This is a genomic window from Lysobacter sp. Hz25 (assembly GCF_046097045.1).
In the GTDB taxonomy this organism is placed as follows: Bacteria; Pseudomonadota; Gammaproteobacteria; order Xanthomonadales; family Xanthomonadaceae; genus Lysobacter; species Lysobacter antibioticus_B.
This window is the reverse complement of the sequence record NZ_CP175666.1, coordinates 3,478,513-3,493,697: the sequence shown is the minus strand read 5'-3', so window position 1 is coordinate 3,493,697 and position 15,185 is coordinate 3,478,513. Positions and strand designations below refer to the sequence as shown.

At 68.6% G+C, this 15,185-nt stretch carries 11 protein-coding genes; 8 read left to right on the top strand and 3 right to left on the bottom strand.

Translation table 11 applies throughout. From position 1 onward, the window contains the following. Nucleotides 1-328 precede the first annotated feature (328 nt). The 7 genes from ACKN61_RS14290 (at nucleotide 329) to glmM (ending at nucleotide 8,812) form a co-directional block, all read left to right on the top strand. Complete coding sequence (locus ACKN61_RS14290; protein ID WP_408950092.1) at nucleotides 329-2,326, top strand: FimV/HubP family polar landmark protein; 1,998 nt, start codon at nucleotides 329-331, stop codon at nucleotides 2,324-2,326. A 109-nt stretch (nucleotides 2,327-2,435) separates the two neighbouring features. Then, a complete protein-coding gene (gene truA, locus ACKN61_RS14285) occupies nucleotides 2,436-3,230 on the top strand; it encodes a tRNA pseudouridine(38-40) synthase TruA (RefSeq protein ID WP_031370893.1) in 795 nt (264 codons plus the stop codon). Next, the gene (locus tag ACKN61_RS14280; protein WP_031370892.1) at nucleotides 3,227-3,895 is read left to right on the top strand and encodes a phosphoribosylanthranilate isomerase; all 669 of its coding nucleotides are present in this window, start codon (nucleotides 3,227-3,229) and stop codon (nucleotides 3,893-3,895) included. The genes truA and ACKN61_RS14280 overlap by 4 nt, the downstream gene beginning before the upstream one ends. Nucleotides 3,896-4,047: 152 nt before the next feature. Continuing rightward, the gene (trpB, locus tag ACKN61_RS14275) at nucleotides 4,048-5,262 is read left to right on the top strand and encodes a tryptophan synthase subunit beta (RefSeq protein WP_031370891.1); all 1,215 of its coding nucleotides are present in this window, start codon (nucleotides 4,048-4,050) and stop codon (nucleotides 5,260-5,262) included. Nucleotides 5,263-5,479: 217 nt separating this feature from the next. Beyond that, nucleotides 5,480-6,280, top strand: a complete 801-nt coding sequence (trpA, locus tag ACKN61_RS14270; protein WP_408950091.1) for a tryptophan synthase subunit alpha — start codon at nucleotides 5,480-5,482, stop codon at nucleotides 6,278-6,280. Between the two features lie 116 nt (nucleotides 6,281-6,396). Further along, nucleotides 6,397-7,287, top strand: coding sequence for an acetyl-CoA carboxylase, carboxyltransferase subunit beta (accD, locus tag ACKN61_RS14265; RefSeq protein ID WP_031370889.1), 891 nt, complete (start codon nucleotides 6,397-6,399; stop codon nucleotides 7,285-7,287). Between the two features lie 184 nt (nucleotides 7,288-7,471). Further along, nucleotides 7,472-8,812 carry a phosphoglucosamine mutase gene (gene glmM, locus ACKN61_RS14260; RefSeq protein ID WP_408950090.1) on the top strand — a complete coding sequence of 447 codons (1,341 nt, stop codon included), beginning with the start codon at nucleotides 7,472-7,474 and terminating at the stop codon, nucleotides 8,810-8,812. Between the two features lie 745 nt (nucleotides 8,813-9,557). Here the strand turns inward: glmM and ACKN61_RS14255 are convergent. Beyond that, nucleotides 9,558-11,417: a DUF3413 domain-containing protein gene (locus ACKN61_RS14255; protein WP_408950089.1), complete on the bottom strand. Its 1,860-nt coding sequence runs from the start codon at nucleotides 11,415-11,417 to the stop codon at nucleotides 9,558-9,560. A 343-nt stretch (nucleotides 11,418-11,760) separates the two neighbouring features. Between ACKN61_RS14255 and ACKN61_RS14250 the strand changes: the two genes are divergently transcribed. After that, the gene (locus tag ACKN61_RS14250; RefSeq protein WP_031370886.1) at nucleotides 11,761-12,696 is read left to right on the top strand and encodes an isopenicillin N synthase family oxygenase; all 936 of its coding nucleotides are present in this window, start codon (nucleotides 11,761-11,763) and stop codon (nucleotides 12,694-12,696) included. Between the two features lie 134 nt (nucleotides 12,697-12,830). On the opposite strand, the gene ACKN61_RS14245 is transcribed toward ACKN61_RS14250, so the two are convergent. Both ACKN61_RS14245 and ACKN61_RS14240 read right to left on the bottom strand, forming a co-directional pair. Then, the gene (locus ACKN61_RS14245; RefSeq protein ID WP_408950088.1) at nucleotides 12,831-13,979 is read right to left on the bottom strand and encodes a trypsin-like serine peptidase; all 1,149 of its coding nucleotides are present in this window, start codon (nucleotides 13,977-13,979) and stop codon (nucleotides 12,831-12,833) included. Between the two features lie 547 nt (nucleotides 13,980-14,526). Next, a complete protein-coding gene (locus ACKN61_RS14240; protein WP_408950087.1) occupies nucleotides 14,527-15,069 on the bottom strand; it encodes a DNA-deoxyinosine glycosylase in 543 nt (180 codons plus the stop codon). Nucleotides 15,070-15,185: the final 116 nt, after the last annotated feature.

Below are 15,185 nucleotides of genomic sequence, written 5' to 3'. Positions count from 1 at the left end.
ACCGAGTGAAGTACGGATCGGGCCCTGCGGGGCCCGATTTTTTTGCGCAATGCGTTTATGTCCAGACCGGGCCATGGGCCGGTTTCGGCGGAATGAGCCGGGCTGCTGGCGTCGACCGGCCGATGTGGTGCACTCTGCGCAGACACGGGTCGACGGCGATGCGCCAGGCATCGGGCCGAGTCGGTTCAGGCGGTCGGATGCCGATCGAACGCCGAATCGAAGGCCGACCTTCATCGCCGCGTTGCGCATTCCGCCCGCCGACCGCTAGAGTCGCCGCCTGACTAGGGTAATGGGATCGTCTGTGAGATCAGGTTTCGCACGCACAGCATTGGCTCTCGCGTTGGCTCTGGCCAGTGGGGCGGCCGGTGCGCTCGGTCTGGGGCAGATCGAGGTCAAATCGCGCGCGGGCCAGCCGTTGCTGGCCGAGATCCCGGTCATTTCCAGCGACAGCAACGAGTTGGCGCAGTTGCGCGCCGGGCTGGCCTCGCCGGAGACCTTCCAGCGCATCGGCCTGCAGCCGCCGCAAGGCATCGTCACCGACCTGCGCTTCGTGCTCGCCCTGGACAACGCCGGCAAGCCGGTGATCCGGGTCACCAGCACCCAGCCGGTCAATCAGCCGCTGCTGACCTTCCTGATCGAAGTCGATTGGGGGCAGGGCCGCCTGACCCGCGAATACTCGGCCTTGCTCGACGCGCCGCGCACGGTGTCCGCACCGATGCAGCCGCCGATCCAGGCCCCGACCGGCGCCGCCGCCAACACCATCGAGCGTCCGCTGGATGCGCCGCTGCCGTTCGGTGCGCAGCCGCAGGCGACCGACCCGCTGGCGGTGGAGAACCAGCTCGACCGTTACGACCCGGGCAGTGCGATCACCGCGGCCCCGTCGCCGGCGCCGGAACCCATCGCGCTGCAGCCCGAGCCGGCGCAGCCCGAAGCGGTGCCGCCGGCGCAGGCCGAGCGTCCGAACGCCGGTCGCATCCCGCAGGCGCCGCGCGAGCCGCGCCCGGTGGCGGCCGCACCGAGCGTAGGCGCCGACGGCGAGATCACGGTCGAGCGCGGCCAGACCCTGTCGGCGATCGCTGCCGGCGTGGCCGGCGAGAACACCCTCAACCAGACCATGATCGCGCTGTTGCGGGCCAATCCCGAGGCCTTCATCGGCGGCAACATCAACCGCCTCCGGCAGGGCGCGGTGCTGCGCCTGCCGCCGGGCAACCAACTCGATGCGATCGATCCGCGCGAAGCCAGCGAGCTGGTGCGGGTGCAGGTCCAACAATGGCGCCAGGCGCGGCAGCCGGTTCCGCAGCCGATCAGCCTGGAGTCCGACGCCGTCGCGAAAACGCCGGTGGCACCGGCCGCGCAGAGCGGCGCGGCCTCGCGCAGCAACGACGCGCGTCTTGAAATCGTCCCGCCGGGGGCCAGCCAAGCCACCCAGGCGGGCGCACAGTCCGGCATCAGCGCCGGAGGCGAGGGCAGCATGGTTCGACAGGAGATTCAGCAGGCCAACGAGGTCATCGCCGCGCGCGATGCCGAACTGGCCGACCTCAAGAGCCGCGTCGCCGAGCTGGAGCAGTTGCAGACGCAGCAGCAGAAGCTCATTGCGATGAAGGACAGCGAGCTGGCCGCGAGCCAGCAGCGTCTGGCCGAAAACCAGGCTCGCAGCGAGGGCGGCTCGCCCTTGCCGTGGGTGTTCGGCAGCCTCGGCGTGCTCGCTTTGCTGATCGGCGGTTGGGTATTGAGCCGCCGCGAACCCAAGAAGCCGAGTTTCCGTGCGCCGGCTTCGGCGGCGGATGCGCCGAGCCGCGGCGGCCCGGACCGTGCCGCGGCCGATGCCGTTGCGAGCGATCCGGGCGACTCCTTGCGCCGCCGCCCGGACCCGGCCGCGGCCCTGGTCGACCCGGTCGCGCAATTGATCGGCGAACCCGAGGCCGACCGCGCCGCGACCGCCGAACCGATCGCCGCGCCGTTCTGGACCGCGCCCAAGACCGAACCGCGCACCGGCGCGAAAGTGCCGACCTGGCACGCCGCCGAGGCCGGTAGCGCCCGTGCGCCGGTCGGCCCGGCCGACACCGGCGCAGGCGCGCCGCGGGCCGAACCGACAGCGACGCCGATCCCCGCATTCGTCGCCGCGCCGGCGCTCGACCCGGCACCGGCCGGCGGCGACGCCCAGGCGGCGACCGCGCCGGGCCAGGAGCGCATCGAGCTGGCCCGTGCCTACCTCGACCTCGGCGACGAAAGCAGCGCCCGCCAGTTGCTCGGCGAGGTGCTGATCAACGGCGACCATGCGGCGCGCCAACAGGCTGCGCGCCTGCTGCGCGAACTCGAATCCTGAGCGTCGAGTTGAGCCGCGCCAGCACGCGACCGAACCAGGCATGACCGAAGTTTTCGAGACGGACGCCCTTTCTTCCGTAGTGGCGGCTCCCTCCGCAGTGGCGGCGCCGCTGCGCCGCTACGCCCTGGGCGTGGAGTACGACGGCGGCGAGTTTTCCGGTTGGCAACGCCTGGTGCGCCCGGGCGAGCCGGACCTGCGCGGCGAAGCCACCGTCCAGAGCACCCTGGAGGACGCACTGTCGTTCGTGGCCGGCGGCCGCGTCGATGTGACCTGCGCCGGTCGTACCGATGCCGGCGTCCATGCCTCCTGCCAGGTCGTCCATTTCGACAGCAGTGCCCAGCGCGACCTGCGCGGCTGGGTGCTCGGCACCACTTCGCGCCTGCCGCCCTCGGTATGCGTGCGTTGGTGCGTGCCGGTCGCGGCCGATTTCCACGCCCGCTTCTCGGCCCGCGCGCGTCGCTACCGTTACCGCATCCTCAACCGCTCGGTGCGGCCGGCCCTGCAACGGCAGTACCTGACCTGGGAGCGCCGGCCGCTCGACGCCGACGCCATGCACCGCGCCGCCCAGGCCCTGCTCGGCGAAAACGACTTCTCGGCGTTCCGCACCGTGCATTGCCAGGCCCCGCATGCGCGCCGCGACCTGCAATACATCGGCGTGCGCCGCGACGGCGAGGTGGTCGAGATGGAGGTCCAGGCCAACGCCTTTCTTCACCATATGGTGCGCAACATTGTCGGAAGCTTGCTGATGGTGGGCCGGGGCGAACAGCCCGAGGCATGGATCGGGGAATTGTTGGCCGGACGCGACCGTACCGTCGCCGGCCCGACCGCGCCGTCCTCGGGTCTGGTGTTCGTCGGCCCACGCTATCCCGCCGATTGCCAGCTGCCTGCCGAGGTTACGTTTTGAGCCAGCCCTGTCCCCGCACCCTGTTCCGTACCCGCATCAAGTTCTGCGGTTTCACCCGTCCCGGCGATGTGCGCCTGGCCTGCGAGCTCGGCGCCGACGCCATCGGCTTCGTGTTCGCCGCCGGCAGCTCGCGCCGCGTCGCCGCCGAGGAGGCGCGCGCCATGCGCCAGGCCTTGGCGCCGCTGGTCGATGCGGTGGCCTTGTTCATGGACAACCCGGTCGACGAAGTGCGCGAGGTGGTGCGCCAGGTCCGGCCGAGCCTGTTGCAGTTCCACGGCAACGAAGACGACGCCTTCTGCCGCGCCTTCGGCGTGCCGTATCTGAAAGCCATCCCGATGGGCGGCGAACTCGCCGACCAGCATCCCTCGGCGCTGCACACGCGTTATCCGGGCGCGGCCGGCTTTTTGTTCGACAGCCACGCCAAGGGCAGCAGCGGCGGCAGCGGCAAGACCTTCGACTGGACGCGGATTCCGGTCGGCGTGCAGAAACCCTTCGTGCTCGCCGGCGGCATCACCCCGGAGAACGTGTTCGAGGCGATCCTGGCGACCTTGCCCTGGGGCGTGGACGTGTCCAGCGGCATCGAAAGCGCACCGGGGCTCAAGGACGGCGACAAGATGCGCCACTTCGTCGAAGAAGTGCGGCGCGCCGACTGCCACGTCGACTGAAGCCTTGCGCACGGCGGCGCAGGGCGTCCGGGGGCTGCGGCGCCATTCTGCGATCACCTCGTGCGTACGGTGATCGCCTCGATGCCCTAAACTCACCCGTTCCCGTCGCCGCCACGGCGACGTCCGCCCTGATGCAGAACGCGCCCGAGCCGATGTCCGCAGACCCCATCGATTTCCACGCCTATCCGGACGCTTCCGGTCACTTCGGCCGCTTCGGCGGCCGCTTCGTCGCCGAAACCCTGATCGCGCCGCTCGAAGAGCTGGCCGCGGCCTACGACGCGGCCCGCGTCGATCCGGCCTTCATCGCCGAATTCGAGCGCGACCTGGCCCATTACGTCGGCCGGCCAAGTCCGATCTACCACGCGCAGCGCCTCAGCGACGAAGTCGGCGGCGCGCAGATCCTGCTCAAGCGCGAAGACCTCAACCACACCGGCGCGCACAAGATCAACAACACCATCGGCCAGGCCCTGTTGGCCAGCCGCATGGGCAAGACCCGCATCATCGCCGAGACCGGCGCCGGCCAGCATGGCGTCGCCAGCGCCACCGTGGCCGCGCGCCTGGGCCTGGAGTGCGTGGTCTACATGGGCGCGACCGACATCGAGCGGCAGAAGATCAACGTCTACCGCATGAAGCTGCTCGGCGCGACAGTGGTGCCGGTGACCAGCGGCTCGCAGACCCTCAAGGACGCGCTCAACGAAGCAATGCGCGACTGGGTCACCAACGTGCGCGACACCTTCTACATCATCGGCACCGTGGCCGGCCCGGATCCGTATCCGCGCATGGTCCGCGATTTCAACGCCGTGGTCGGGCGCGAGGCGAGGGCGCAGATGCTGGCCGAATACGGCCGCCTGCCCGATGCGATCACCGCCTGCGTCGGCGGCGGCAGCAATGCGATCGGCCTGTTCCATGCCTTCCTCAACGACCGCGCGGTGCGCATCGTCGGCGCCGAAGCGGCCGGCGACGGCATCGACACCGGTCGCCACGCCGCCTCGCTCGCGGCTGGCCGTCCTGGTGTGCTGCACGGCAACCGCACCTATGTCTTGTGCGACGACGACGGCCAGATCATCGAGACCCATTCGGTCTCGGCGGGTCTCGACTACCCCGGCGTCGGCCCCGAGCATGCCTTCCTCAAGGACGCCGGCCGCGCCGAATACGTCGGCGTGACCGACGACGAAGCGCTCGACGCCTTCCGCACCCTGGCGCGCACCGAGGGCATCCTGGCCGCGCTGGAATCCAGCCATGCCATCGCCCAGGCGATCAAGCTGGCGCGCTCGATGCCGAAGGACCAGGTCGTGCTGTGCAACCTGTCCGGCCGCGGCGACAAGGACGTGCATACCATCGCCGGGCGCGAAGGGCTGCACTTTTGAGGCGGCTCTTTCTTTCCTAAGCGGGAGAGCGTGTTTTTCCCTTCTCCCGCCAGCGGGAGAGCGTGTTTTCCCTTCTCCCGCTAGCGGGAGAAGGTGCCCGAAGGGCGGATGAGGGCAACGAATGCCTCGATCCGATGCCTGCTCCCGCACTCGATGGCCCTCACCCCAACCCCTCTCCCGCGCGCGGGAGAGGGGCTCAAAGCAAAAGCCTTTGCCCATGAACCGTATCGACGCCAAGTTCCAATCGTTGCAGGCCGCCGGCCGCAAGGCCCTGATCCCGTTCGTCACCGCCGGCGATCCCTCGCTGGAGGCGACCGTGCCGGTGATGCACGCGCTGGTCGAGGCCGGAGCCGACGTGCTCGAACTCGGGGTGCCGTTCTCCGATCCCATGGCCGACGGCCCGACCATCCAGCGCAGCTCCGAGCGCGCGATCGCGCGCGGCGCCGGCCTGAGCTGGGTGCTCGAAGCGGTGCGCGAGTTCCGCGGCCGCGACGCCGACACGCCGGTGGTGTTGATGGGCTATTTGAACCCGATCGAGATCCGCGGCAACGCGCGTTTCGCCCGCGACGCGGTCGCGGCCGGCGTCGACGGCGTGCTGCTGGTCGACCTGCCGCCGGAGGAAGCCGGGGACCTGCGCGCGGCCTTCAACGACACCGGCCTGGCCTTGATCCTGCTGGCCTCTCCGACCACCACCGATGCGCGCCTGGCACTGCTCTGCGACGACGCCCAGGGTTACCTGTACTACGTCAGCTTCGCCGGCGTGACCGGTGCCGACCGCCTCGACACCGGCGCCGCCAACGACCGCCTGCACACCATCCGCGCCCGCAGCCGGGTGCCGGTGGTGGCCGGTTTTGGCATCAAGGACGCCGCCAGCGCCGCGACCATGGCCCGCGAGGCCGACGGCGTGGTGGTCGGCAGCGCCTTGGTGGCCGAGCTCGCCGAGGCCGCCGATGCGCAAGCCGCGGCGCAGACCGCGCGGCGCTTCTTGACCCCGTTGCGACAGGCCCTGGACGGCTGAACCGCGGACCGTATGGTTCGCTGCGTTAAACTGACCCGCTAGGCTGGCGGCGGCGATGGCCTCATCGTCGCCGGTCCGGTCCTTCATTTAGCTGCCTGAACAGAAGGTTCCATCGTATGTCGTGGCTCAAGAAACTCATGCCGTCCGGCATCCGCACCGAATCCGGCGCGGCGAAACGACGCAGCGTGCCCGAGGGGCTGTGGGAGAAGTGCGAGCGCTGCGGCGCGGTGCTGTACCGCCCCGAGCTCGAGGAAAACCTCGAGGTCTGCCCGAAGTGCAGTTTCCACATGCCGATCCGCGCGCGCGCGCGCCTGAACGCGCTGTTCGATGCCGGCAGCACGGTCGAGATCGGAGCCGAGCTCGGCCCGACCGACGTGCTCAAGTTCAAGGACCAGAAAAAGTACTCCGAGCGCATCAAGGCGGCGCAGAAGGCCACCGGCGAACGCGACGCCCTGATCACCCTGCGCGGCACGCTCAAGCAGCGGCCGTTGGTGGCCAGTTCGTTCGACTTTGCTTTCATGGGCGGTTCGATGGGTTCGGTGGTCGGCGAGCGCTTCGCCCGCGGCGCCGAAACCGCGCTGGAGATCGGCAGCCCCTTCGTGTGCTTCTCCGCCAGCGGCGGCGCGCGCATGCAGGAAAGCCTGTTCTCGCTGATGCAGATGGCCAAGACCTCGGCCGCGCTCGGTCGCCTGCGCGCGGCCGGCCTGCCGTACATCTCGGTGATGACGCATCCGACCACCGGCGGCGTGTCGGCCTCGTTCGCGATGCTCGGCGACATCAACATGGCCGAGCCCGAAGCGCTGATCGGCTTCGCCGGCCCGCGCGTGATCGAACAGACCGTGCGCGAAAAACTGCCGGAAGGTTTCCAGCGCAGCGAGTTCCTCGTCGAGCACGGCGCGGTCGACCAGATTTGCGACCGTCGCGAAATGCGTGATCGTCTCGCCCATCTTTTGGCGATGATGATGAAACAATCTCAACCCGAAGACGACGCCGAGGCAGCGGCTTGATCGTAGCGGCGTATCCGCGCGGTCACTATGGGACTGTCGAGACAGTCCCAGCGATTTCTGCACACGACGGCGGGCTGGATGGCCTGGGGGCGCCGATCGTCGGCGATGTCTTCGTTCCTTTCCCGATCACATCCAGCGCGCGCGTCCAGGTGCGACGCGTCGCGCTACCTGGAGGTTGAACTGTATGGCACGTAAGTATTTCGGCACCGATGGCATCCGCGGCCGGGTCGGCGAAGGCCCGATCTCGGCCGATTTCGTCCTGCGCCTGGGCAACGCCTATGGCCACGCGTTGATCCGGCGCGGCTGGCGCAACCCGATGGTCATCATCGGCAAGGACACGCGCATCTCCAACTACATGTTCGAGGCCGCCCTCGAAGCCGGCCTGGTCGCCGCCGGCGTGGACGTGCAGTTGATGGGCCCCATGCCGACACCGGCGGTCGCCCACCTGACCCGTTCGCTGCGCGCCGACGGCGGCATCGTCATCTCGGCCTCGCACAACCCGCATTACGACAACGGCATCAAGTTCTTCTCGGCCGAAGGCGAGAAGCTCGACGACGAGACCGAGCTGGCGATCGAAGCCGCGCTCGAAGAACCGTTCCAGACCGTCGAATCCGAACGCCTCGGCAAGGCCGTGCGCACTCGCGACGCCATCGGCCGTTACCTGGAAGCCTGCAAGAACTCGGTGCCGCGCGGTTTCGACCTCAGCGGCATGCGCATCGCCATGGATTGCGCCAACGGCGCGACCTACCAGAGCGGCCCGCTGGTGCTGAGCGAACTCGGCGCCCGCGTCGACGCCATCGGGATCGAGCCGAACGGCCTCAACATCAACGACGGCGTGGGCTCGACCCATCCGCAGACCCTGGTCGAGCGCGTGCGCTCGACCGGCGCCGATCTCGGCATCGCCTTCGACGGCGACGGCGACCGGGTGCTGTTCGTCGACGGCGAAGGCCGCATCTGCGACGGCGACGACCTGCTGTACGTGCTTGCCACCGACTGGCAGGACAGCGGCCGCCTGCAGGGCCCTGTGGTCGGTACGCTGATGACCAACTACGGTCTGGAGCGCGCCTTCGAACAGCGCGGCATCCCGTTCCTGCGCGCCAAGGTCGGCGACCGCTACGTGCACCAGCAACTGATCGCCCATGGCGGCGTGCTGGGCGGCGAAGCCTCCGGCCATCTGCTGTGCCTGGACCGCACCAGCACCGGCGACGGCATCGTCAGCGCGCTGCAGGTGCTGGAAGTGCTGGGCCGTCGCGGCCTGACCCTGCGCACCGCGCTCGAAGGGTTGAGCCGGGTGCCGCAGAAGACCATCAACGTCCGTTACGAAGGCAGCAACAAGCCGACCGAAGCGGCCTCGGTGAAGCAGGCCCTGGCCCAGGCCGAAGCCGCCGTGGCCGGTCGCGGCCGCGCCTTCCTGCGCCCGTCCGGCACCGAGCCGGTGGTGCGCGTGACCGTCGAAGCCGACGAAGCGACCCTGATGCAGACCACGCTCGACACCTTGGCCAACGCCGTACGCGCGGCCGTCTAACGTTGCGAGCGCGACAACGATCGCACCGGCGCGCAGGCGCCGGTGCGATTTTTTTGTCCTGCCTGAGCTCGTGTAGGAGCGACGCAAGTCGCGACCGTGATCTATCCGGCTTTGCGTAGCCATCGGCCGCCCCGCGGTCGCGGCTCGCGCCGCTCCTACAGGAGCTTCGCAGCTTTGGGGTAGGAGCGACGCAAGTCGCGACCGCCATTCGTCCGAACCTGCGCAGTCATCGGCGACCCCATGGTCGCGGCTCACGCCGCTCCTACAGGAGCTACGTAGCTTTGGGGTAGGAGCGACGCAAGTCGCGACCGTGATCTATCCGGCTTTGTGCGGCCATCGGCGACCCCGCGGTCGCGGCTCGCGTCGCTCCTACCCAAGAGCACGCGGCTTTGGGGTAGGAGCGACGCAAGTCGCGACCGTGATCTATCCGGCTTTGCGCGGCCATCGGCAACCCCGCGGTCGCGGCTCGCGCCGCTCCTACCCAAGAGCACGCAGCTTTGGGGTAGGAGCGACGCAAGTCGCGACCGTGATCTATCCGGCTTTGCGCGGCCATCGGCGACCCCGCGGTCGCGGCTCACGCCGCTCCTACCCAAGAGCACGCGGCTTTGGGGTAAGAGCGACGCAATTGGAGTAGGAGCGACGCAAGTCGCGACCGTGATCTATCCGGCTTTGCGTAGCCATCGGCCGCCCGGCGGTCGCGGCTCACGCCGCTCCTACAAGGGAAACATGCTCCACCGCGCATCCCTCAACGCTGCTGAAACCGCGTCAGCATTTCCCAGGACTGGCTGACCGCGGCCGGGTCGACCTTGGCGTCGGGCAGGGGGCGGTATTGGCGGTCGACCACCGTGGCGGCGCCGTAATTGTCGAACAGATAGATCCGGTCGCCTTGGCGGATGCCGCGCTGCGACCAGCTTTCGACCAGCAGCGGGCGCGACGGCTGCCCTGGGCCGAACAGGTCGCGGCCGGTGCTGTAATCGGCGCTGTCGTTGCGGCAGCCGAGCGCATGCCGCATCAGGGTCGGGACCAGGTCTTCGTGCGAGGTGGTGTGGGCGATCTTCTGCGGCGTCTTGCCCGGCCAGTGCAGCACGAACGGCGTGCGCAACTGGTAGTCGGAGAAGTTGCCGTTGTGGCCCCAGTAGTTCTGCTTGAGGTCGTTGAATTCCTCGCCGTGGTCGCCGGTGATCACCACCACCGTGTTGTCGGCGAAGGGACTGGCCTGAAGCCGGGCGAGGAAGCGGCCGATCAGTTCGTCGCTGTAGCGCACCGAGGTGCGGTAGCGGTTGAACTCCGGGGTCGGGTCGTGGTCCGGCCCGAATTCGAACACGTTGATCTCTTTCGCCATCGGCTGGAACGGCGAGACATAGCCCTTGGGCATGTAATAGGGCTGGTGCGGCGAATCCAGGAACACGAAACCGAAGAAGCGCTTATCGGCCGGGGTCGCGACGATGTCGGCCTGCAACCGCTCCAGGATGGTCCGGTCGCGTTCGGCGCTCTTGCGTTCGCGCGGGCCGTTGACGATGTGCTCGCGCACTTCCGAGAACGCGGTGCGGTCGAACTCCGGGTTGTACAGCGGCGCGCTGCCGTAGATGTGCATGCCGTAGCCGTCGCGCTTCATCTGCCCGATCAAGGCCGAGCCGCGCTGTTCGGCGAGCATCTTGTGCCAGTAGCCGCCGGGCAGGCCGTAGAGCAGACCGAACACGCCGAAGCGGGTCGCGTTGCCGGCGCTGTAATGATCGTCGAACGACAGCGACTGCTGCGCATAGCGCCAGGTGTTCGGCATCACTTCGGGGGTGAGCACGTCGTAGCGCAGCGATTCGAGCAGGATCACCACCACGTTGAGCTTGGGCTGGGCCTCGCACTGCAGGGGCCGGCGCGGGTAGGCCAGCAGGCCTTCGCCCTCGCTCGGCAGGCGCGCGGACTCGTCGTTGCCGACGCCGAAGCGGTGCAGGGCGTCCTTCAGGGTGATCGGCTGCGCCCACGGGATGTAGGGCAGTTGCGACATCACCGTGCGATCGCCGCGGGCGTCGTAGTAGGCGACCATGCCCTGGCCGAACAGCATCACCGCCGCCGCGATCCACCAGGCCTTGACGATACGGATCGTGCCGGGTCGGTACTCCACTGCGCGCCACCACAGCCAGGCGGCGAGGATCTCCAGCATCAGCACCGAGCCGATCGCGAGCGCGATCAGCCCCCAGACCGTGCCGGAAAACACCACCTGATCCTGCATCGCGCCGCCGAACACCATGTTCGCGACCATCGCATTCAGATGGAAACGGTACAGGGCGAAGACCTTGGCGTCGGCGACCAGCAGGCAGATCCAGGCCGATTGCAGGAGCACCGCGGCGATGATCGTCCAGCGCATGCGCCGGCCGATCCAGCCCAGCAGCAGCGGGACCACGCCGAGCAGGGCGCCGAAGAACAGGAAGTGTCCGGGCAGGGCCACGGTCAGGAAGAACGCCGCCTTCCAATGCTCGGCCAGATGGCCGAAGGGGATGTTGAAACCGGCGATCAGTATTGCCGCCGCTGCATTGGTCAGGGTGAACCCGGTCAGCCAGGCCAGGGCGCGACGCACCGTGAAGGCTTGGCGGGCGGCTAGGTCATCCATCTAAGGAGCGTCTCGGGCGGTCGGTGGCGCTGCCGGTCAGCAACGCCGGGTCGGGGCGCGACTTTATCGTGTAACAAAGCCGTGGAGAACCGCCGGAAGGAGGGGCCGGGCGCCGCGCATGAAGGCGTTCATCCTGGGTAGGGTCCGGCTGTCCATATGGGCGGCCCGTGGTGCAAGGGGCGTCCATACGGGCGGCCCGCGGTGCGGGGTTGTGCCATATGGCGGCCCGCAGTGCGGATTCGCTTTCCATACGGGCGGCCCACAGTGCGGGCCTTGCGCGCAGCCCGCGGCTTTGAGCGAAGATAGCGGTCTGCCCGGAAGAAACATCAACAGGAACGTCAACGTGAGTCAGATTCCCACCCTGGACATCCGCCGCTTCGATACTGATCGCGACGCCTTCGTCGCCGAGCTCGGTGCGGCTTATCGCGAATGGGGCTTCGCCGGCATTCGCGGTCACGACATCTCGGACCAGCAGATCGACCGCTCCTACGACGTGTTCAAGCGCTTTTTCGCCTTGCCCGAAGAGGTCAAGCGCAAGTATCACGTCGCCGGCGGCGGCGGCGCCCGCGGCTACACCCCGTTCGGCGTGGAGACCGCCAAGGATTCCAAGCATTTCGACCTCAAGGAGTTCTGGCACGTCGGCCGCGAGATCCCGCGCGACTCCAAGTACGCCGCCGAGATGCCGCCGAACCTGTGGCCGGAGGAGATCCCCGATTTCCGCGAACAGGCCTATGGCCTGTACCAGTCGCTCGACCGCCTCGGTTCGCGCGTGCTCAGCGCGCTGGCCCTGCACATCGGCCTGCCGGAGCAGTATTTCGCCGACAAGACCGATTCGGGCAACTCGATCCTGCGCCCGATCCACTACCCGCCGATCACCACCGACGACATCCCGAACGTGCGCGCCGGCGCCCACGAGGACATCAACCTGATCACCCTGCTGGTCGGCGCGAGCTCGGCCGGCCTGGAAGTGAAGTCGCGCAAGGGCGAGTGGGTGCCCTTCACCGCCGACGCCGACACCATCGTGGTCAACATCGGCGACATGCTGCAGCGCCTGACCAACCACGTATACCCCTCGACCACTCATCGCGTGGTCAACCCGCCGGGCGAGAAGGCGCGCCAGCCGCGTTACTCGACGCCGTTCTTCCTGCATCCGAATCCGGATTTCCTGATCGACGTGCTGCCCTCGACGATCACCCCGGACAACCCGAGCCGCTACCCCGAGCCGATCACCGCCCAGGGCTACCTCGAAGAGCGCCTGCGCGAGATCAAGCTGAAGTAAGCGCGCGATAGGCGTGTTACCCGCAAAGGAAAAAGCCGGCTCGCGCCGGCTTTTTCTTTACAGCCTCGGCCAATCCCTGGCCAGGGTTCCGGGGTCGCGAACGAATCCCGAATCCCCATTCCCGAATCCCGGCTTCAGCAACCGATCGCCGTGCACAGCGGGACGATGTTGTCGTCGTTGAAGCGCGCACCGACCCAGGCGGTGCCGAAGGCGCCGATGTGCGGGCCGCTGACCACGCTGTTGACGTGGTTGCCGCTGCTCGAGTTCGGCGTGTAGTTGATCAGCCAACCGCCGCCGCTGGCGCCGTAGGTCATGTCGCAACCCTGGACCAGGACGTTGGTGCCTTCGGTCGGCGAGTCGTAGGTCTGGCCGGCGCAGATGTTGGTGTACTGCGTGCTCAGGTTGCTCGCGTAGCCGTGCGAGTAGGTGTACAGCGAATAGGGCTGGTTCCAGGCGCGGCCGAGCCAACCGACGTAGCTGGTCACCGGCAGGCCGCTGGTCTGCTCACCGGTCAGCTTGATCACGGCCACGTCCCAGCGGCGGGTACCCGAGCTGATCCAGTTGGTCGGCACGCGCGCGGTGCTCCAGCCGAACTGACCATACGGCGCCACGCCGTAGCGCTCGGCCGGCACGAACACGAAGTTCGAGTTCCAACCCTGGCCGAACGAATACACACAATGCGCGGCCGTCACCAGCACCGAGTTGCCGCTGGCGACGTTGGCGGTGCAATACGACGAGCTGCCATTGGGCTTGGTGAAATACAGCTTGCCGATCTTGTTCCACGGCGAGGCCTTCCACTGGCTGGTGTAGTAGTTGCCGAGGAAGCGCGTGTACGGGTAGTGGGCGCCGTCTTTCTCCGAGGAGATCGAGGCGTCCGCTGCGGCGCCCTGGCGCGCATCGAGCGCGTCGAGCTTGTCCCAGTTGGCGCGGAAGTGGCTGCGGGCCAGGTAGTTGCCGAAGGCCGGCGCGCTGCCGCCCGGGGCGCTGCCGGCGGCACGCACGAGTTTGTCGGTCAGGGCCGCGGCCTGCGGCGCTGCGTCGTCGCCGCGGTCGGTCCAGACCATGGGTTTGGCTGCCGCACGCTGGCGTTCGGTCGCGAACGGATGGGCGTGGGTGGCCTTCGCAATGAGTTGCTGCGACTTCGGCGCGTCGATCGCGGCGATGTCGCCCTGCGGCGTGCGGATCACGGTCTCGCCGGCGATGGCCGAGGCGGTGGACGAGAGCAGCACGAGCGCGCTGAACGCGGCGAGCTGCAGGGTGGAGCGGTGGCGATGGATCTTCATGGTGGAGCTCCTTGTGGTAGCGCTTCCCTGAGGGATGAACGGGTCGGTCCCTGTGTGACCGCTCGCGCTCCGACCCAGACGGCGCGAACGGCGTTTCGGCGCTGCTGGTGTCGATCACGACGACGGCGCAGCGACTTCCTGTGGGTGCGGACGAAAAGCTCCGCTTCTCGCGGCGCCCGGAGGGCCGCAAGCGATCGAGTGATGGTGGTGGGCCCTGCTGGGCGGTTAACCCCAACAAACGGCGGTGCCCTGGAGCGCAGGACAGGGGCGCTCGGAAAAAAGTCGCCGGCCGGGGGCTCGGACGGGCAGGGACGGGGTCGCTTTCGTCAGGCTGAAAGCCCGTAGCGGCGCGGGTTTCACTGACTCGGGCCCGGTTCGGGCCGGGGCCGCGGATGTTGCAGACGTGAATCACCGTACCGCGATCCCGAGGGCGCCGCCGAGCGGTCACGGATGGCCGCCAGGCGGGTTTCGCGGCCGGATCGGCCGGCGAGGGCGCCGATCGGCCAGGGGTTCAGCCCGGGAATCAGTCCAGGCACGAGCCCGGGAATCAGTCGGCTACGGCGACGCCGGCTTCGCGCAGGGCCTCGAGCCAAGCCGACCACTTCGTCTCATTGCGCTGCGAGGCGTTGGCGGGGCTGGTCGAGGGCAGCCGGCGCAGGATCAGGTCCGGGCGGGCCAGCGGCTTGAGGACGAAGCGGCGGAACGCATGCTCGGCCTTGGCGCCGTTGAACAGCAGGGTGCGCACCTGTCGATGACGGGCGAGGAAGCCGGGAAAATCGTTGGCGACCGCGGTTTCGTCGCGGATCGCCGAGTCCAGGCTGCCCTCGCGTTCGCATGCGGCAAGCACGTCCCACAGCGCGATGCCTGCGGTGCGCAGGCGCTGCAGCCGCTGTTCGTACGCCAGTTCGGGACCGGCGCCGACCGCCGCGCCCATGATCGGCCAGAAGCGGTTCTGCGGATGGGCGTAATAGCGCCCGGCGGTCAGCGAGGCGACGCCGGGCATGCTGCCGAGCACCAGCACCTTCGCGTCCGGTGCCTCGATCGGGGCGAAGCTGTGCAGGGTGGGCGAGGGCGTGGGCGTGGGGCTCATGCGGGGCGGAAGGAAAGTGAGTAAAGAAAAGTGAGCAGTGAGTGGGGTGGTGCCTGGCTAAGTAAGGGCGGGCGCGCCGGAAACGAGAGTGTGGGGCCGCTTTGGCTCACTCCTCA

What these genes read in the sequence shown, in the direction of transcription:
- trpB (WP_031370891.1), top strand. Translation starts at nt 4,048, where the DNA reads ATGTCCGCAGACCCCATCGATTTCCACGCCTATCCGGACGCTTCCGGT.
- trpA (WP_408950091.1), top strand. Translation starts at nt 5,480, where the DNA reads ATGAACCGTATCGACGCCAAGTTCCAATCGTTGCAGGCCGCCGGCCGC.
- accD (WP_031370889.1), top strand. Translation starts at nt 6,397, where the DNA reads ATGTCGTGGCTCAAGAAACTCATGCCGTCCGGCATCCGCACCGAATCC.
- glmM (WP_408950090.1), top strand. Translation starts at nt 7,472, where the DNA reads ATGGCACGTAAGTATTTCGGCACCGATGGCATCCGCGGCCGGGTCGGC.
- ACKN61_RS14255 (WP_408950089.1), bottom strand. Translation starts at nt 11,417, where the DNA reads ATGGATGACCTAGCCGCCCGCCAAGCCTTCACGGTGCGTCGCGCCCTG.
- ACKN61_RS14245 (WP_408950088.1), bottom strand. Translation starts at nt 13,979, where the DNA reads ATGAAGATCCATCGCCACCGCTCCACCCTGCAGCTCGCCGCGTTCAGC.
- ACKN61_RS14240 (WP_408950087.1), bottom strand. Translation starts at nt 15,069, where the DNA reads ATGAGCCCCACGCCCACGCCCTCGCCCACCCTGCACAGCTTCGCCCCG.